This is a genomic window from Tenacibaculum sp. FZY0031, from assembly GCF_036350695.1.
Classification (GTDB): domain Bacteria; phylum Bacteroidota; class Bacteroidia; order Flavobacteriales; family Flavobacteriaceae; genus Polaribacter.
Genome location: NZ_JAZDVY010000003.1, coordinates 208,081 through 227,635, shown reverse-complemented (window position 1 = coordinate 227,635; position 19,555 = coordinate 208,081). Strand labels below are relative to the sequence as shown.

Here is a 19,555-nt window from a genome sequence, read left to right as displayed (position 1 = left end):
AGAAAAAAAATAGTTTAGTATATTGCGACTCTTAAATTCCCCCTTATAATGAATATAGACTTCTTTACACCTATTGAAGATGCTGTAGCTGCTCATGTGGTTTTACAGCCTTCTTCTGTATTGGGAAGAACTATTCAGCTTCATACTGTTCAAGATGGTTTTCCAGAGTTAACAGAAGTGACTATCGCAATTCTAGGGGTTAAAGATGATAGAGGTGCAGTAGGTAATTTTGGTAGTGGTATAGAGTTGCACGAAATTCGTAAGCACTTGTACCAATTATTCCCTGGGAATTGGCATACCCATATTGCAGATCTAGGAAACATAGAAAAAGGAAATACATTAGAAGATACCTATTTTGCTGTTAAATCATCAGTAGCATTTTTACTGAAAAAAAATATACTTCCAGTAATAATTGGAGGAGGACAAGATTTAACTTATGCAAACTACAGAGCTTATGACGAATTAGAACAAACAGTTAACTTAGTAGCTGTGGATAGCCGTTTTGATTTGGGAACACTAGAAGATGAGCTGAGCTCTAGATCCTATATGAGTAGAATTGTTATGGAGCAACCTAACAACCTTTTCAATTTTAGTAATATAGGCTATCAAACGTATTTTAATTCTCAAGAAGAGATAAGCTTATTAGATAAACTATATTTTGATGCTTACCGGTTAGGACAGGTGAAAGATGTAACTTTAGTAGAGCCTATAATGCGTGATGCAGATGTAGTAAGTATAGATATTGGTTGTATTCGACAAAGTGAAGCACCGGCAAATAGAAATGCCTCGCCAAATGGCTTTTACGGAGAAGAAATATGTGCAATAGCCCGTTACGCTGGAATTAGTGATAAAGTAACATCCTTTGGAATATATGAATATAACAGTAAGTTAGACTCTAATAGTCAAACGGCCAATTTAATTGCTCAAGTAATTTGGTATTTCATAGAAGGAGTAAATTCTAGAGCCAAAGATTACCCATTTGTTACAAAAGAAAGCTACCAAAAGTTTACGGTGCTTTTGAATGATGATGACCCAATTAACTTTTACAAGAGCGATAAAAGTGGGCGTTGGTGGATGGAAATAAATTTAATATCGAATAATAAACACAAAAGACATGCGTTAATACCATGTAACTATAGAGATTATGAACAGGCGTTGCAGCAAAAAACACCAGAGAGGTGGTACAAAGCATTACAAAAGCTTGTTTAAAAGAAAGTTGTGTGTTCTGTAAAAAATAATAACTCGTAATTGTTTTTTAATAAAAAAAATAATAGGTTTACGCCTCTTTTATAAGAAAGATATAATATGAAAAAAATAACAGTACTTGCATTGTTAGCATCTATCATCTACTCTTGTGGTTCAAGTGGAGATAGAGGAGAATTGGTAGGAGTTAAGTCAAAAAGAAAATGGTTTGCTGAAAAACCATATGGTATGGCTAAAATCCCAGGAGGATCTTTCACAATGGGTAAACAAGATGAAGACCCTATGGGAGCTATGAATGCTCCAACAAAAACTGTTACAGTACAACCATTTTATATGGATGAGACAGAGATAACAAATAGTGAGTACAAAGCATTTGTTTATTGGGTAAGAGATTCTATTACAAGAACTAAATTAGCTTACCAAGCTGAATTTGCCTCTTTAGGTGGAGATGATGCAGTAAATGTAGGCAAAAATGCACAAGGAATTCAATTATATGCTTTTGCGTCAAAAGATACTGTAAATGAGACGCCGTATGAAAAATACATGCGTGAAAATTACTACGAGTTAGGAGAAGGGCTAGACTCTTTAAAACCTTTGAATTGGAGAGAAGAAATTATTTGGGATTCTCAAGAGTATCCAGATGCTGATTATGTGGAAGTAATGGACTCTTTATATTTAAGAAAAGAAGAGGCTTTAAACGGAATAAGAACATTTAATACGAAATTATTAAACTATAGGTATTATTGGTTTGATAATGAGGCTGCAGCAAGAATAGGAAAGAATAGAAAGGATTTCTTAAAAGACGAGGTAATCAATGTATATCCAGATACTACTGTATGGATTAAGGATTTTAATTATTCGTACAATGATCCAATGCACCAAGAGTACTTTGCGCACAAAGCTTACGAAAATTACCCAGTTGTAGGTGTAACGTGGAATCAAGCAAAAGCTTTTTGTCACTGGAGAACTCAAACAAAAAATAATTATCAAAGATCAAGAAAGAAGTTAGGATTGGTTCCCGCTTTTAGATTGCCAACAGAAGCGGAATGGGAATATGCAGCTCGAGGAGGTTTAGATTATGGAAAGTATCCTTGGGGTGGTCCTAGTACTACGAGTGATAGAGGATGTTTTTTAGCAAACTTTAAACCAGTTCGTGGAGACTATGCAGCAGATGGAGCTTTATACACTGTAGAGGCGATGTCTTACAATCCTAATGAGTACGGATTGTTTAATATGGCAGGAAATGTTTCTGAATGGACCAATACAGCTTACAACCAAATGTCTTATTACATGGGATCTACAATGAACCCTAACGTTGAGATTAAAGAAAATAGAAGAAAAATTATCCGTGGAGGGTCTTGGAAAGACGTAGCATATTTCTTAGAAGTAAGTTCTCGTGATTGGGAATATGCAGACACAGCAAGAAGTTATATCGGATTTAGAACTGTACAAGACTACTTAGGTACTAATAAAAGTAATTAAATAAGAAAACAAGAATAAATATTAATCCCCAAAATTTAAAAATCAAGAATTATGGCACAATCAAAATCAACTAAGAAAATGTTCAATATGGCTTACGGTTTAGGAGCCGCAGTAGTTATCATTGGAGCATTATTTAAAATTTTACACTGGCCTTTTGGAAATGAAGTATTAATGGTAGGTATGATTGTTGAAGCAGCAGTTTTCGCATTGTCAGCGTTTGAAGCAGTTGAAGACGATTTAGATTGGACAAAAGTATACCCAGAGCTAGCAGATGGTCAATCATTAGGTAATAAAAAAGGTAAAGAAGCATCTCCAGAAGAAGCACAAAGTATGTTGTCTCAAAAGTTAGATAACATTTTAAGTGAGGCTAAATTAGATGCTCAATTAGTATCTCGTTTAGGGGATAGTATTAAAAACTTCCAAGGAGCAGTAGAGCCTTTAGCTTCAGCATCTCAGTCAATTTCAGCTACCAATAGCTACAATGAGCAAATGTCTAGAGCAGCGGCTCAAATGGAGTCTTTAAATAGTTTATATCAAACACAAGTAGAAAATGCTAGTAAACAAGCTGATTTAAATTCTGCTATGGTAGAAAATTCTCAACGTTTACAAGAGCAAATGCAGTCGTTAGCAACAAACTTATCTTCATTAAATGGAGTATATGGAGGAATGTTAACTGCAATGTCTAACAAATAATTAATTAGTTTATCTAATTTATTAACTAAACAAACTAATTAATATGGCAGGAGGACAACTATCACCAAGGCAGAAGATGATTAACCTTATGTACTTAGTGTTTATTGCAATGTTAGCAATGAACATGAGTAAAGAGGTATTATCAGCCTTTGGATTAATGAATGAAAAGTTAACAGTAGCAAACGAAAAGGCAACTGAAAAAAATAAAATAGCTTACGAAACGTTAGCTCAAAAAGCAGCAGAACAAGCTAAACAATATGGTGAAGCTAAGGAGAAAACAGACAAGTTAAAAGTAGCTGCGGATGAATTATATGCATATGTTGGAGAATTAAAGAGCCAAATGACAGGTGATTTAGAAGACAAGCAAGCATATGAAACAATGGATAAGTCTAAGTTTTTAGATGAGTTATTCTTTAAAGGAGGTAAAATATCAAAAAAAGGACAAGAGTTTGTTGCTAAAATTGATGCCTTTAGAAATGATGCTGTAGCCGCTTTGGAAGGTACAGAGGTTGCAGGTGTAATCGCTGCTCGCTTTAGTACAGATAAAGAAGAGAACAAAGATGGTAAGAAAATTGACTGGTTAAAATATCACTTTGAAGGATTTCCTTTAATCGCATCTTTAACTAAGTTAACACAAATTCAAGCAGACATTAAAGCTACTGAATCTGATGCTTTAACCGCTTTATTACAAGGAGAGTTACAAAGTGCTGTGTCTATGACCAAGTATGAAGCTATGGTTGTATTTGATAAAAGTGCTTACTATCCAGGAGAAAACTTATCTGGTAGAATTGTATTAGGTAAAAAAGATCCTAATTTAACTGCAGAGAAAGTTATTATTAACGATAAAGAAGTTGAACAAGAGAAAATTCAAGCAGGTCAGGTTATTTTAGACGGTCCAGCTGGAAATGTAGGAGATAAGGAGTTAAAAGGTGAGTTCCAATTTAAAGAAGGAGATTCTATTGTAAAGATAGATATCAAAGGAGCTTATGCCGTTATTCCTAGACCTAATGAGGCATTAGTAGCTGCAGATAAAATGAATGTTGTATACCGTGGTTTATCTAACCCAATGACAATCTCTATTCCAGGAGTACCAGGAAACAAAGTTACTGCAAAAGCACCAGGATTAAGAAGAGTTAAAGGAGACAAATATGTAATGAGTCCAGGTAAAGGAAGCGAAGTAAATATCGTCGTTACAGGAACTCCAACAGGTGCATCAAAAGGGGTACGTTCTGTAAAGAAATTTAGAATTAAAGACATACCACCAGCGGTAGGTATGGTAAGAGGTCAATATGGTACCGTAAAAATGCCAAAAGCAAGTTTAGGAAGAATTAGTGTTGCTGCCGGACTACCTGATTTCTTATTTGATTTAAAATTAAATGTATCTAGTTTTAAAATTAAAGTACCAGGTCAAGTTGCAATTCCTGTGAACGGAAGAACCTTAAATGCAAGAGCAAAAGCAGCTATTACTAAAGCAAGGAGAAACGATGTAGTGACTATTTTTGATATCAAAGCATCCGTATCTGGCTCTAATTATAGCATAAAAAAGGTACTGCCTGTTGCTATAGAAATTACAAATTAATAAGTAAAAACAAGAAAGTATGAATTGGAAGCGTTTTTATATGGTTTTATTCGCGTTTGCAGCAACAAGCTATGCAAATGCACAGGCTAACCTTTTAAATGCTAAAAAGGTAGATGAAATTGGAGTTAAATCTGAAGCTCAAATTGCTTCAGAAGATGACAAACCACTTCCTTATGGCTATATTAGTGATAGAGATGTGTTGTGGTCTAAAGTGGTGTGGGAGTATGTAGATTTAAACCAAAAAATTAATCTGCCTTACTATTTCCCAATTGATACTACCAATGCTGGGTTAACAAGACGTTCTTTATTTGATACGTTGCTAAAAGGTATTAAAAATGGAGAAATAAAAGAAGTGTATAACGACTCTTATTTTACCACAAAAATAGGAATGGACGAAGTTAAGTTGATGACCTATAACGAGCGTCAAAACGGTGACTACGTAGATCCTTATTATGTACAATCTCAAGATATTAGAGGTTATATGTTAAAAGGACTGTGGTATTTTGACAAACGCCAAGGCGAATTAAAGTATCGTTTATTAGCATTAGCTCCTATGGGACCAGATGTACAGGTTATGGGAGTTGAGGAGATTGATGACAAAGAAAATGTATATGAGCTCTTTTGGGTATTTTTTCCCGATGCAAGAGAAACTTTACACAACTCTAAAGTATTCAATCCTGAAAATTCAGCGCAACCACTTTCTTATGACAACTTGTTAAACGCTCGACGCTTCAATTCTACAATATTAAGAGAAGAAAATATTTACGGAGACAGAGCAATATCTGACTATATCAGAGGGAACTCTTTATTTCAGTTGTTAGAAGCAAATAGAATTAAAGAAGGTATTCGTAATAGAGAAATGGATATGTGGAATTATTAATATTCCCTTTCAAATACAATAAAAAAGAGCTTGCATTGCAAGCTCTTTTTTATTGTAATAAATAGTATTTTTGAAGCATGAATACAGAGGTAGATTACATCATTGTCGGTTTAGGCTTATCGGGGATAGCTTTTGCAGAACAGCTAATTAAAAATAATAAAAGCTTTATCGTTTTTGAAGATGATTCACAAGTATCTTCAGTTGTGGCTGGTGGAGTATACAACCCTGTCATTTTAAAACGATTTACACCGGTTTGGAATGGGCATGAACAACTAGAAAAAGCCATCCCTTTTTATCAAGAACTAGAGAAGAAGTTACAACTTACCTTAGATTATAAATTTACCACTAAAAAAGTATTTACCAGTGTAGGAGACGAAAATAATTGGTTTATAGCCTCAGATAAACCGATGTTGTCTTACTATATGAATCCAAAGATAGCAAAAGAAAAAATCAAAGGAATTATAGGGGATTATGGATTTGGAGAGCTTAAGGGTACAGGAAGGATTGATACGCCTTTGTTAGTGAAATCCTATAAAGAATATATCAAGTCATTAAAAAGTCTCGTAGAACAAGCTTTTGACCATTCGAAAGTAGAGATTTTAGAAGATAAAGTTATATACAAAGAGATCAATGCAAAAAGAATAGTGTTTAGTGAAGGGTTTGGTTTAAAGAAAAATCCATTTTTTAACTACTTACCGTTAAATGGCACCAAAGGAGAAACGATAACAATTCACGCCCCTCAATTACAAATCAATTTTTTATTAAAAGGAAGTGTTTTTGTAATGCCTTTAGGGAACGATACATACAAAGTAGGAGCTACTTTTAATTGGACAGACAAAACATCGATTCCAACAGAACAAGGTAAAAAAGAACTAGAAGAAAAGCTACAAAAAATAATAGCAGTTCCCTATACCGTGATTGAACAATCAGCAGGAATACGTCCTACTGTAAAAGACAGGAGACCTTTGGTAGGAGTACATCCAGAACATTCCAGATTAGCTATTTTAAATGGTTTAGGAACACGAGGTGTAATGATTGCACCAACCGTTGCTGAAAACTTGTTCAATCACCTTGAAAATAATGAAGAATTAGATAAAGAAATAAATATAAAAAGGTTTGTTGAATAACGAACCTTTTTATATAGTTGTACTTTTAAGAAAGTATAGTTCGATTTCTTAAAAAGCTTACTTTTCCGATTGTAACACTTTAGCATCCTTTTTGTAACTTACAAAAAGGTTAATCCATATAATCCTTGAAAGGCGTAATGTGATAGGTGTTAAAATTAGAGAAACGACCACAATTGCTATAAAACTATGTAAAATAGAGAGGCCAATAAATACCTTAGCAATAATAAAAATAGCAACGAAAAGAGCCACAGCAAGAGCATAATTTACATACATGGCACCAAAGAAAAAAGAAGGTTCCATCATGTATTTTAAATTACATTTAGGGCAGTTTTCGTGCAAAGTAGTTACCTTTTTAGGATTGAAGTTAAGTTTGTATTTAAAAAACTCACCTTCATGGCAACGAGGGCATTTACTGTTAAAAATACTATATAATTTACTTCCTTTTCCAAACATTTCTTCTGGGTATTAAGTTCGATTAACTATTTGCTTTTTGTAAGTTTGCACAAATTTCAACAAAAATAAAACTCTCGTTTGTAACTCTAGTTACAAAACCATAGTAATTTGCTAAAAATATGTTAAACGTACACGATGTATCAGTTTCATTTATGGGAACAGATTTGTTTTCAGGAATCACCTTTAAATTAACAAAAGGAGACCGAATAGGATTGATTGGAAAAAATGGAGCTGGAAAATCAACTTTATTAAAAGTACTTTCTAAAGATGTTGAAAGTAGTGGAGGAACCTTAGCGTTTGATAAAGACGTACGCATTGGTTTTTTACGTCAGGATATCGATTTTGTGCAAGGAAGAACTATTCTAGAAGAAGCCTACCAAGCATTTACTGAAATAAAAGAAATTGAGTTAGAGTTAGACGAAATAAACCAACAGTTAGCAGAAAGAACCGATTATGAAAGTGAAGCTTACAATCAGTTAATTATCGATTTAAATGAAAAAACTGAACGTTACGAATTATTAGGAGGGTATAATTATCAAGGAGAAACCGAAAAAATCTTACAAGGATTAGGGTTTCAACGAGAAGATTTTGATAAACTGACAGATACGTTTTCTGGAGGTTGGCGTATGCGTATCGAATTAGCAAAACTACTGTTACAGAATAATGATATATTATTGCTCGACGAGCCTACCAACCACTTAGATATCGAATCGATTATTTGGTTAGAAAATTTCTTAAAAAATTATGCAGGCGCCATCGTGCTAGTATCGCACGATAAGATGTTTTTAGATAACGTAACGAACCGTACGATAGAAATTTCGTTAGGACAAATTTACGATTATAAAAAACCGTATACAGAGTTTTTAAAGTTGCGAACCGAAATCAAAGAAAAGCAACTACAAGCACAAAAAAATCAGCAAAAAGAAATAGAACACACAGAGAAGCTGATTGAAAAGTTTAGAGCGAAAGCCAACAAAGCTTCGATGGCACAATCATTAATTAAAAAGCTTGATAAGGTTGAGCGCATTGAAGTTGATCAAGATGATAACGCGGTAATGAATGTTCGTTTTGCTATTTCGAAAGAGCCAGGTAAAATTATTGTAGAAGCTGAAAATCTATCTAAGAGTTATGGCGAAAAAGAAGTGTTAAAGGGGGTTGATTTATTGATTGAGCGTAATAGTAGAATTGCCTTTGTCGGACAAAATGGGCAAGGAAAATCTACTTTAGCGAAAATGATGGTAGGGGAAATTCCGTTTGAAGGAAACCTAAAATTAGGACATAATGTTGAGATAGGATATTTTGCTCAGAACCAGTCTGAAGAATTGCCACCAGAGAAGACCGTATTGGAAATCATGGAAGATGCGGCTAACGATGCCAACCGAGTAAAAGTGAGAGATATGTTAGGAGCCTTCTTGTTTGGCGGAGAAGCGGTAGATAAAAAAGCAAAAGTACTATCAGGAGGGGAACGAAACCGCTTGGCATTGTGCAAGTTATTGCTATCACCGTTCAATGTGTTGATAATGGATGAGCCTACCAACCACTTAGACATAACTTCTAAAAATGTACTAAAAAGAGCCTTGCAAAATTTTGACGGAACCTTAATCGTAGTATCTCACGACCGTGATTTCTTACAAGGATTAACCACTACGGTTTACGGATTTAAAGACCAAGAAATAAAAGAATATTTAGGGGATATCGATTATTTCTTAGAGCAACACAAAATGGAAAGTTTACGTGATGCTGAAAAAAGAACCGTAGTAACTAAAGAAAAAGATACGTCTAAAAAAGTAGCCTATCAATTATCGAGAGAGCAAGAAAAAGAGCTGAAAAAGTTAAAAAACCGACTCAATAAAATAGAAAATAAAATAGCGGATTTAGAAGCTGAAATTGAAAAAATAGATTTAGAACTAGCTCAGAATTACGACGAAGTATCTTCACGACCTAACTTTTTTGAAAACTACAAAGCTAAAAAAGCGAAAGTAGATGAGTTAATGGAAGAGTGGGAGCAAGTAGAAGAACAGGTGTCTGGTTTTTAACAGTTCATATAACCGTCAGTTAACTGTTTAACTTATTTTTTTGATAGAGAAGAATCACTATTAGAAAAATTGAGTATTCTTGATCTTCTGAAATTGACGGTTAAGTATTGATATTTATGGTATCGATTCAGCAATACTTTTTATTAGGTTTAATGTTTCTTCCCGGTTTTAATTGGAGTGTTTGTACATTGTTTGATTTTTAATTTCAGAATACATTAGTTTTAATGAGGTCTATAAATTTTTTCTTCTAGTTCAAATCTAATTTTTGAATAATTTTCAGGTTTATCGGTTAGTCCTGAAAAGTGACTCTAATAGGTATAGGGAAAAAGATATTTTCATCAAGCGTTATAATATTTCCTTTATCTACAAATTGTTTTCCATCCCAAGAAAATTTAAAGAGCAAGTTACTGTTAACTGTCCAGTCTGCTGCTGTTACATCCAACCATTTTTTAATATATTCTCAGGTGTTGTCAAAATATTACAAACTGTTGTTAAAGATGTTTTTATTGTACGTGCTAATATATTTTGTTTTTATTATTCAAGGTTTGTTAGTTGTAATATTCTAAGAAATAAGTACTGTGTTTTGTTTTGTATAGCTTATACTGGTAACGGGTTTATGTATGAGTAGTATCGGGTTTAATAGAATTACTTTTCAGACTACATTATACCGTTTTTTATGAAAATAACGGTTTGATTGTTAATTCAAACCGTTACTACTTGTAAGAGTTATTGGAGGTGTTTTTTTACTTATTCACCTAGCTCATATACCTATCCAAAAAAGCAAGAATTTTTTCTGGATGTCTACCAAAATAATTGTAACCATCTTTAAATCGTAATGGAGTGTTTTCAATCCAATGAATTTCTTTTTCTTTACTACCAAGAAGGTCAAAAGTTTTTTGCCCATCCTCAGGATTTTTAGTCCAAGCGTCATCTTTAACTTGTATCATAAATACGGGCATTTTTACATTTGGCGCAGCTGTGTGTGGAGTCATTTCATCCATTAACCACCCACCCATTTTTAATAGTTCAAAATCAACTAAATCTAAATATTGACTTACACCTTGTAATTCAGAAAAAGCCTCATAAATAGCTCTCATAGATACAACCATTGGGCTTACCATACATTTTACATTTTTAAATAATTCAGGATAGCGACTAATCGCTTCGTATTGTGAGTTACCACCCATACATTGGCTGTAGAGAGCAACTTTCATTTTACTCAATCTAGGATGATTATCTACATATTGTTTTACTCCAGCACAATCTCTCCATTCTAATTGACCTATTCCGCTTACTCCATTGTTAGAAGAACCACTTCTTCCGTGATTTCTTATATCATATGCCAAAACATTATAACCAGCATCAGTTAAATGTTTCATTTGAATTACAAAATCAATTTCTACATTGTCATATCCACTAAAAGGTAGGCCAAAGTGCCCTTGAAACCCTGAACGACACATAGGTAATGCATGATTAAAGATTACTAGCTTGTCACTTTCTCCTCCTTTTGCTGGAATATACCAACCATCTAAAGGTACATTATCAATACCGTGAAGAAAAACATCTTTCCAATCAGCCATACCATAATCATCTGGTGTTTTATGAATAACACTTCTAAAGGGTTTACATACATTAGCTAACCCAAGCACTTTTTCATAGTCAGCTTCTGAAATTTCATTTAACTGCTTAACAGCGTTTTCCATTCTTTTTGTAGACATTCTTGATTTATGAGTTGAAGCTCTTTCACTTCCCGCAAGGTTTACTTGATTTTCCATTGTATTTAACTTTTAAATTAATAATACAACAAAATTATAGTGAGAAGTCTGTTTAGTACTAAAACAGATTACTTGAAGACTGAAACAAATTACTGATTGCGAAAAACAGTTGGAGTTACACCAACTTCTTTTTTAAAAAAACGGGTAAAATAAGTTGGATAATCGAAGCCTAAGCTATAAGCAATTTCACTTATTGAAAGTGATGATTGTTTTAATTTTGATTTAGCAATTTGTAAAACATATTGTTGAATATAGCTTTGAGCTGATTCTCCTGTGAAATGCTTAATTAAATCACCAAAATAATTTGAAGAGAGATTAGATTTTTTTGCAAAATAACCTACCGTTGGTAGTTTTTTGATTTCTGTGTTATCATTAAAAAAGTCATCTAAATTCTTGCGAAAATCTACTACGACTTTGTTGTAAAGTGAACTTCTGGTATCAAACTGACGTTTATAATATTTTTCAATATATGTTAAAATTAAATTAGCATACGACGTTACAATTTCTTTTGAAAACTGTTTCGAATTATATTCGGAGTAGGCTTTTTCGAATAAGTCTAATAAAATTGTTTTTTCTTCACCTTTTACAAATAGTGCCTCATGATTGTTATAATGCATAAAACTATATTGTTTTGCATACTTATCAAAAAAGGTTGAACTGATTAAGATGTTATAACCAGTCATAGGCTTTTCTAAATCCCACTCTATATTGTTGTTTGGAGCATCAAAATAAAGAAGAGATTCAGGATCGTCAAAGGCTGTTTGTCCATAATTGATGTTTTTATCAAAATCCAATTTTATGGCTAAAAGATAAAAGTCTATTTTTATTGGTTTTGACTTAAGAGGGATTTTACTTTTATCATCATATAAAATCATTAAAATATCTTCGTCTTTTGAGTTGCTTATATTTAGATATTTAGCAAAATCTGATATGTTATATTTTTGGTTCAATATTTTGTTTGTTCAATAGGGTTCTTCTCTGTTTTAGTAAAACACTAAATTTTATAGTTCTCTGTTAACTGGTAAATTAAGTAAGAAATTAAATAACACTTATCCTCTTTGTTAATTATTATAAAGGGAAGTTTTAGTAATTCTATTTCATTTAAATTTTTTAAGTTTAAATATAATAAATAAAAATGTTATTTCAGTTGTTTCCTTTTGTACTACTAGGGGTAAAAAATGTCAAAAAAGTGTAAAAGAAATGTCAACTATTGCTTAAAGCGATTGAAAAGTAGGATATTTGTAAACAGTATGAGTAAGAATTCTAATTTAATAACTAACAAAATAAGTGTCTCCTTATTTGTTGTAATAACACTGTTTACTTCGTGTACTGTTAACAAAAATTTTTCAGAACGTGTAAAAGTTTCACTTCGAAATGTAGGACACCAGTTATTGCTAAGCAATGAAGATACTACCTCATTAGTTTTACCTGTGCAACAGTTGAGTAAATCAACCTTTAAGCTAAGTTTTCAGAACAATTTGGAGATTGAACCAGGTGGTTTGGTAACTTTAGTGAATAGGAGTTTTAAAAAGTCAAGTTTTCCAACAAATTACATTTTAGAGGTTAAAAATTGTGATGATGAGGAAGTAGTGTATAGCTACGAAATGCAAAAAAAAGAAGAAAAAGCAATCATCCCTTGCAAAGGAAGAACGTTGCCTACTAACTGTTATTTTATAGAAGTTCAATTTCTTAAAACAAGCACGTCAAATAATAATCAGTTTATTTTTTATGGATTACTGTTTTTAATAATTGTACTTGTAGGTGTTGTATATCAAAAAAAGAGGAAAAATAAAACAGCGACAACTAATAACCTAACGAATGTAGTAAGTTTAGGGATTTTTGAGTTTTACCCAGAGCAACACAAGTTAGTAAAACAAGCTGTAGAAATCAGTTTATCTAAAAAAGAATGCGAGTTGTTAGAAATTTTTATCAGCAGACCTAACGAGATTATAAAACGAGAAGAATTAACCAAAAGAGTTTGGGAAGATAACGGAGTGGTTGTTGGAAGAAGCTTAGATACCTATATCTCTAAACTTCGTAAAAAGTTACAAGACGATACTTCTATAAAAATAACTAATATTCACGGAGTAGGGTATAAGCTAGAAATAGATTAAAGACTTATTTTTGCGTTGATAATTTTTTAAAAATGCTGTTTCAACTAGAAATTCCTATTCCTGAGAATCAACAAATTGATTTGCCTATTTTAAAAACAAAAAGAATTGAGCTTTTTGTAAAAAGGGAAGACACCATCCATCCATTTGTTTCAGGGAATAAGTTCAGAAAACTGAAATACAATATTGAAGAAGCAAAACGACAGGGGAAAGAAACCTTGCTGACTTTTGGAGGCGCTTTTTCAAATCATATTGCAGCTACTGCTGCTGCAGGGAAAATAGCGGGATTTAAAACTATTGGAGTTATCAGAGGTGATGAACTGGGAAAAGATGTAGCAAAGACGCTTTCCAAAAATGAAACTTTGAGAAATGCATCTGAGAATGGTATGCAGTTTAAGTTTATTACAAGAGAAAGCTACCGAAACAAAACTTCTGAAGAATTCATCAATCAGTTAAAAAAAGAGTTTGGTGATTTTTATCTAGTTCCAGAAGGAGGAACGAATGCATTAGCGGTAAAAGGTTGTGAAGAGATTTTAACAAATGAAGATGAAAAATTCGATTATATTTGTTGTGCAGTAGGTACTGGAGGAACCATTTCTGGATTGATAAATACCGCAAAAAAACATCAAAAAGTAATTGGGTTTCCTGTGTTAAAAGGCGATTTTTTAGTAAATGAAATCAAACCTTTTATAAATCAAAATGAGCATTGGAGTATACAAAATGAGTATCATTTTGGAGGCTACGGAAAATATAATGAGGAGCTAATCCGTTTTATAAATAAATTTAATGAACAAACAAGTATTTTGCTAGATCCTATTTACACAGGAAAAATGTTGTTTGGAATTTTGGATTTAGTAGCAAAAGGTACATTTCCTATAAGTAGTAAATTATTAGCAATACATACAGGGGGGGTACAAGGTATTGCAGGAGTAAATCAGAAATTAAAAAATAAAAAACAAGAGTTAATAAAGGTTTAATGAGAATAAAGGTAGTTTTTTTAGCAGTATGTGCTGTAATATTGACAAGTTGTGGATCAGGTAAAAATGTAGTAAAAAATACACCGAATGAGGTGGTTTTAGAGCCCAGAGAAGAAAAAGTGCCTGAGTTACCTCAGTTAGAACAAATACAGAAACCATTAAAAACTACAACGAATCATACCGAGGCATATATTCAAAAGTTTGCTCCAATTGCAGTTAAGAAAATGCACGAACACGGTATACCAGCTAGTATAACTTTGGCGCAAGGAGTGTTAGAATCAGGTAGTGGAAGAAGTCCATTAGCCCTTAGATCTAATAATCATTTCGGAATTAAATGCCATAGAGGTTGGCAAGGACATAGTGTAACTCATGATGATGATGAAAAAGGAGAGTGTTTTAGAAAATACAAATATCCGGAAACTTCGTATGAAGACCACTCGCAGTTTTTATTAACCCGTAAACGATATGCAAGCCTGTTTAGATTAAGACATACAGACTATAAAGGTTGGGCCTATGGATTAAAAAGAGCAGGATATGCAACGGACAAAAAATATCCTCAAAAATTAATTTCTATTATAAGAAAGTATAATCTAGATAAATACGATAGAGTAAGACGAGACGGTTCTCTAGCAGCGAAAACACCAACTTATAAAACAAGTTCTCATAAAGTTCAAAAAGGCGATACGTTGTATTCTATATCGAGACGATACAATATTTCGGTACAACGATTAAAAGAAGTAAATGGACTAAGTGATAATAACATTAGTATTGGTCAAGATTTGCTAGTAAAATAAACGAAATGTCATTTCGAACTGTAGCGTAACGAAAGTGAGAAATTTGAAGGGCTTTGATGCTATTTATTAAAAATATTTGCTGTTTCTTTGAAGGAGATTCCTCTCGTTGGTCGGAATGATGATATAAAAAAAGCGGAGTTTTACTCCGCTTCAACTAACCAAACCCCAATCAAAACTACCAAGAGTAATTTTTCTTTTTTGCTTGTTTTTTGATGGCTTTAATCATAACACTTTCTAACTCATTTTTTTTAGAACTTTCCTGTTGTTTTTTAGCTACATAAGCCTTTCTTTTTTTATTTAACTCTTGAATTTTTTGCTGAATTTCAGCACGTTCTTTACGTTTCTTTTCAACATACACTTTAATTTCTTTGGTAGATTTGTTTTGTAACTGTTTAGGAAGTTGTTTCTTTTTTAATGCGCTGTAATCAATTTCTTTTTCTTCTGAAGCATCCACCAAATCCCATTCAGCATTTTTATATAGTTTAGAACTTTTAGTTACGGCACGTTTTACTACTACAGCTTCATCTAAACTTTCAGCATTCATATCTTGTTTTGCTTGGTTACTGTATTTAGAATATCCGTAAGAACCATAGTGAATGTAAGTGTCATTTAAACGCTTGTTTAAAATAATAATATCGTTATCATAAGGTGTTACAATATGTACAATGTGTTTGTTTTGATTAATAGTCATATAATCACCACCTCCGTAAATAGCTCCATCTTGCCATCTTCCAGTAATCCCTTGGTTATAATCACCACAAAAAATAGTATTTATAGTAATATCTTTTTCTTTGGCATTGGTAATAGCATCTTTATAATTAATTTTTCCTTGTGTAAAAGGTTCGTTTCCCGCAATAAAAATCATTTTTAAATCACGTTTATTAGCTCCCCAATCTAATTCGTTTAAAGAAGTTTGTATTACTTGCCCGCAATATTCACTTCCACCATTAGTATTTAAAGAAAAAAGATGTTCAGAAATTTCATCTAAATCGCTAGTAAATTGTAAAACTTGTCGGATATACCCCTCTTTAGAAGATAAGTTAGAGTTTCCGTATTCGTACAAAGCAATTTCTAAGTTAGGAGTAATACCGCTGCATTTAGCAAACGATAATTCATTTACAATCTCCCATAATTGTGCTTTTGCCTGATTGATAAGTCCGTCCATACTATTACTTGTATCCAGTAATAAAGCAACTTTTACAGTTTGCTTTTTAGCTTTTTTTGCAGGTTGATTTTCATTGGCAAACGTAGTTGTCGTTAGTAGTACTAAGCAAAAGAAAAATACTTTTAATGTGTGCGTTTTCATGATTTTTGTTTTTAGTTATTAATTGGGTAAAAGTTTGATTGGTGTTAATTTCTACTCAAAACTACTTCCAACTTTCTTCTTAAAAAATCGAAAATGAGTGAACGGGTTATTTCATTTAGGAAAAAGGTTAACTAAATGAGTAAGCTCCATTTTTTGACTACTTTTTATAATGTTCTGGTGTGATAGTCGTTTTTTTGTGTGGTTTTTAGTAAGTATGTTTACAGAAATAAAAGTTAATAAGTATGAAAAAAGAAACGATTTTGGGATTCCTTTTTTTGGGGGTCTTACTTGTTAGTTGTAAGCAGAATGCTAAAAATGAAATTAAAGAAGTAACCGTTTTAGATAAAAACAGAAAAGAGATTAAAATTGATACAACTCTAATAAGAGTGGCCGATTTACCATTTCATATTGATAGCACATTGTATCTTATTCATCCAATAGGATATGTAAAAAGTAATATGGATAAAAGTTATTTCTTAAAGTCTTCAAGTAGTGAAGGAGTTTATCATTTGACTAATTCCTATGAAAATCAGCTTAATGGAATGATGACAAATCTAAAGTTTCAAAAAATAGGTTCAGATGTATTAACCTCTTTAACTAGAGAGAATATTAAAATTTCTTCTGTAGAGTTTTTAAGAACTATTTTTGATAAAACAAAACAGCAAATTCTTTTATATAAAGTTATTGATGCTGATACAAATGATGATAAGAAGTTAGGTTTAGAGGATGATACTAGTTTGTATATTAGTAAAATTAATGGTTCTGGATTTAAGAAGATCTCACGACCAAATCAAAAGCTGTTAAACACACAGTTAGTAGAGGTAAATAATAGGTTGTATTTTAAAACACTACATAATGTAAAGTCAGAAAAAAATGAAGAGAAAATACACTATTTTTATATTGATTTGACAGATGAAAGATTTAAAGCCATTGAATATTATCCTGTAAATGATTAAAAAAATATACATATTATTTCTTTTTCTGTCTTTGGGAGTCTTCTCTCAAGTAGATAAAGAATTGCCGAAAGAATTTTCAGTAAAAGTTCAAGTGGTGAGTAGAGAAACGCGCCAGCCTATTAAAGATGCAATAGTAGAAGTAAACGGACGAACTTTTCAGTTTTCTGAAATAACAGGAAATTATACTGTAAAAGCTACAGCAGGAAGCCAATTAGAAGTGTCGCACCCTAATTTTAATCGTGTTTTTTATACGATTAAAGATGATGAAGATATAAAGGTGGAAGTAGAAGGCTTTACAGCTAAAAGAAAATCAAAACGAAGTTCTTATAGTGCAAGAAAACAAACAAGCTTATATTTACAATATTTAGATTCTGTTCAGTTTTATAAAAAGAAAGATATTGATAAAAGCTTGTCTTTTGTTGAAAAGACTTTGTTAACGAATCCAAGTAAAAGTCAAAGAGCTAATGTATTCAAAGAATTAGCAGATGTATACCTTTATTGGAAGCAATACGATTTGGCAATAGAGAATTATCAAATTTCTTTGCAAGAAGTAAATTCACCTAGGGTTCGTTTGAAACTGGCAAAAGCAGCGTTTTTATCAGAAGATTATAACAAAAGTGAACAAAATTTTTTACAAAGCTTACAAAGCGGAGTGCTTAATAATTATTTGCGTTTAACTGCTTATCAAGGATTGGGAGATGTACACTTAGCACAGCAGAATTACAATCAAGCAAAGTCCAATTACGAAAAAGCACTAGAAATTGCGAAAAAGAATTTAATTACTCCAAAAATAACAGATCTAAACTCTAAGTTAGCAGAAGTTTTTGCGGCAGAAGGAAACACTCAAAAAGCAGATGGTTATTTTAAAAACTCGTTAAAATTAGCATCCGAAGAAAACAAAAAACGATCGTTAAAAGAGCAACAAAAAGTGGCTGATTTTTATAATAGATCTCAACGATATGATGAAGAAATTCAGTTGCGAAAAGAAAGTTTAAAAGAAGCAGATGACATAGTTATAGAAGCGGAAAATAACGAATCTTTGGTCGATTCAATTACCTCGCAAAAGATTAACTATAAAATAGGGAGTGCATACTTACAAAAATCTGAATATGAAGAAGCAATTCCATATTTGAAAAAAAGTATTGAGGATGCTGATAAAAATAAGGATTTAATTATAGGAAAAGATGCTACTCGTAGGCTTTCTGAAGCATATGAAAAGGTAGGTAATTATATAGAAGCGCTTGAAGCTTATCAAAGCTATGTACAATTAGTAGATACTTTATATTCACGAAAAGAACAAGAAATCCAACAAGTAAAACGTTTTAGTAAACGTATTTTAGATAATCAAAATAGAATAGTAAGTCTAGAGAAGGATAAAAAATTAGCTGACAGTAAAATTAATTTAGCCTATAAAGATCAGCAATTAGTAGCGGAAAGTAACAGGCGTCAAAAATGGATTATTTATTCATTAATCGGGAGTTTTTTATTAATGATTTTGTTAGTGTATTTTATGTTTAGAACGAATAAACAACAAAAGTTAGCGAATAATTTACTGGCATTGAAGTCGATGCGTTCACAAATGAATCCGCACTTTATTTTTAATGCACTGAACTCTGTGAATAGCTTTATCGCAGTAAATGATGAGCGAAGCGCTAATCGATATCTGTCAGAATTTTCAGCATTGATGCGTTCGGTGTTAGAAAATTCAGATGAAGATTTTATCTCATTAACGAAAGAAATAGAGTTATTAGAATTGTATGTAAGGTTAGAGCACAACCGGTTTAAAGACAAGTTCGATTATAACATTCATATTGAAGAAAGTATACCGCTAGAACAATACTCAATTCCACCAATGTTATTGCAACCGTATATAGAAAATGCCATTTGGCATGGGCTTCGATACAAAAAAGAAAAAGGAAAACTTCAAATTTCAATGCTTCCCAAAAACAATGATTCTATTACTATTTTAATTAAAGATGATGGGATTGGTAGAGAGAAGTCAATAGAAATGAAGACGAAGAACCAACTCAAACAGAAATCAAAAGGAATGAGTACCATTAAAAATAGAATTGCTATTTTAAATGATATGTATCAAGATAAAATATCAGTGGTGGTTTCAGATGCTTTTGAAGACGGAAGCGGAACTAAGGTTGAATTGACACTAAAAAAAGACGAAAAGTAGC

Annotated in this window: 16 protein-coding genes; 12 read left to right on the top strand and 4 right to left on the bottom strand. The window is 32.3% G+C overall.

The genetic code is table 11. From position 1 onward, the window contains the following. Positions 1 to 48 precede the first annotated feature (48 nt). The 6 genes from V1T75_RS05390 (at position 49) to V1T75_RS05365 (ending at position 6,964) form a co-directional block, all read left to right on the top strand. Positions 49 to 1,209: a formimidoylglutamase gene (locus tag V1T75_RS05390; RefSeq protein ID WP_330487538.1), complete on the top strand. Its 1,161-nt coding sequence runs from the start codon at positions 49 to 51 to the stop codon at positions 1,207 to 1,209. A 96-nt stretch (positions 1,210 to 1,305) separates the two neighbouring features. Further along, on the top strand, positions 1,306 to 2,685 hold the full coding sequence (gene porK, locus V1T75_RS05385) for a type IX secretion system lipoprotein PorK/GldK (RefSeq protein ID WP_330487537.1): 1,380 nt from the start codon (positions 1,306 to 1,308) through the stop codon (positions 2,683 to 2,685). Between the two features lie 51 nt (positions 2,686 to 2,736). Beyond that, entirely contained in the window at positions 2,737 to 3,378 is a 642-nt protein-coding gene (gene porL / locus V1T75_RS05380) for a type IX secretion system motor protein PorL/GldL (RefSeq protein WP_330487536.1), read from the top strand. Positions 3,379 to 3,421: 43 nt separating this feature from the next. Then, entirely contained in the window at positions 3,422 to 4,957 is a 1,536-nt protein-coding gene (gene porM / locus V1T75_RS05375) for a type IX secretion system motor protein PorM/GldM (RefSeq protein ID WP_330487535.1), read from the top strand. A 19-nt stretch (positions 4,958 to 4,976) separates the two neighbouring features. Then, positions 4,977 to 5,837: a type IX secretion system ring protein PorN/GldN gene (gene porN / locus V1T75_RS05370; protein WP_330487534.1), complete on the top strand. Its 861-nt coding sequence runs from the start codon at positions 4,977 to 4,979 to the stop codon at positions 5,835 to 5,837. Positions 5,838 to 5,914: 77 nt separating this feature from the next. After that, positions 5,915 to 6,964, top strand: coding sequence for an NAD(P)/FAD-dependent oxidoreductase (locus tag V1T75_RS05365; RefSeq protein WP_330487533.1), 1,050 nt, complete (start codon positions 5,915 to 5,917; stop codon positions 6,962 to 6,964). Positions 6,965 to 7,021: 57 nt separating this feature from the next. On the opposite strand, the gene V1T75_RS05360 is transcribed toward V1T75_RS05365, so the two are convergent. Next, positions 7,022 to 7,417, bottom strand: a complete 396-nt coding sequence (locus V1T75_RS05360; RefSeq protein ID WP_330487532.1) for a DUF983 domain-containing protein — start codon at positions 7,415 to 7,417, stop codon at positions 7,022 to 7,024. A gap of 119 nt (positions 7,418 to 7,536) precedes the next feature. Here V1T75_RS05360 and V1T75_RS05355 point away from each other — a divergent pair, with 119 nt between their 5' ends. Beyond that, entirely contained in the window at positions 7,537 to 9,453 is a 1,917-nt protein-coding gene (locus V1T75_RS05355) for an ABC-F family ATP-binding cassette domain-containing protein (RefSeq protein ID WP_330487531.1), read from the top strand. A 755-nt stretch (positions 9,454 to 10,208) separates the two neighbouring features. Here V1T75_RS05355 and V1T75_RS05350 read toward each other — a convergent pair. Then, the gene (locus V1T75_RS05350; RefSeq protein ID WP_330487530.1) at positions 10,209 to 11,228 is read right to left on the bottom strand and encodes an alpha/beta hydrolase family protein; all 1,020 of its coding nucleotides are present in this window, start codon (positions 11,226 to 11,228) and stop codon (positions 10,209 to 10,211) included. Between the two features lie 89 nt (positions 11,229 to 11,317). After that, positions 11,318 to 12,178 carry a helix-turn-helix domain-containing protein gene (locus tag V1T75_RS05345; RefSeq protein WP_330487529.1) on the bottom strand — a complete coding sequence of 287 codons (861 nt, stop codon included), beginning with the start codon at positions 12,176 to 12,178 and terminating at the stop codon, positions 11,318 to 11,320. Between the two features lie 300 nt (positions 12,179 to 12,478). Here V1T75_RS05345 and V1T75_RS05340 point away from each other — a divergent pair, with 300 nt between their 5' ends. The 3 genes from V1T75_RS05340 to V1T75_RS05330 are packed head-to-tail and all read left to right on the top strand — an operon-like array spanning position 12,479 to position 15,110. Continuing rightward, on the top strand, positions 12,479 to 13,342 hold the full coding sequence (locus V1T75_RS05340) for a winged helix-turn-helix domain-containing protein (RefSeq protein WP_330487528.1): 864 nt from the start codon (positions 12,479 to 12,481) through the stop codon (positions 13,340 to 13,342). A 32-nt stretch (positions 13,343 to 13,374) separates the two neighbouring features. Further along, positions 13,375 to 14,316, top strand: coding sequence for a 1-aminocyclopropane-1-carboxylate deaminase/D-cysteine desulfhydrase (locus tag V1T75_RS05335; RefSeq protein ID WP_330487527.1), 942 nt, complete (start codon positions 13,375 to 13,377; stop codon positions 14,314 to 14,316). Further along, positions 14,316 to 15,110, top strand: coding sequence for a glucosaminidase domain-containing protein (locus V1T75_RS05330; RefSeq protein WP_330487526.1), 795 nt, complete (start codon positions 14,316 to 14,318; stop codon positions 15,108 to 15,110). Before V1T75_RS05335 ends, V1T75_RS05330 begins: the two co-directional genes overlap by 1 nt. Positions 15,111 to 15,285: 175 nt before the next feature. Here V1T75_RS05330 and V1T75_RS05325 read toward each other — a convergent pair whose 3' ends face one another. Continuing rightward, on the bottom strand, positions 15,286 to 16,416 hold the full coding sequence (locus V1T75_RS05325; protein ID WP_330487525.1) for a vWA domain-containing protein: 1,131 nt from the start codon (positions 16,414 to 16,416) through the stop codon (positions 15,286 to 15,288). Between the two features lie 242 nt (positions 16,417 to 16,658). Here V1T75_RS05325 and V1T75_RS05320 point away from each other — a divergent pair, with 242 nt between their 5' ends. Together V1T75_RS05320 and V1T75_RS05315 are read left to right on the top strand one after the other, a co-directional pair. Then, complete coding sequence (locus tag V1T75_RS05320) at positions 16,659 to 17,372, top strand: hypothetical protein (RefSeq protein ID WP_330487524.1); 714 nt, start codon at positions 16,659 to 16,661, stop codon at positions 17,370 to 17,372. After that, complete coding sequence (locus V1T75_RS05315) at positions 17,365 to 19,554, top strand: tetratricopeptide repeat-containing sensor histidine kinase (RefSeq protein ID WP_330487523.1); 2,190 nt, start codon at positions 17,365 to 17,367, stop codon at positions 19,552 to 19,554. The genes V1T75_RS05320 and V1T75_RS05315 overlap by 8 nt, the downstream gene beginning before the upstream one ends. The last annotated feature ends 1 nt before the right edge of the window (position 19,555 follow it).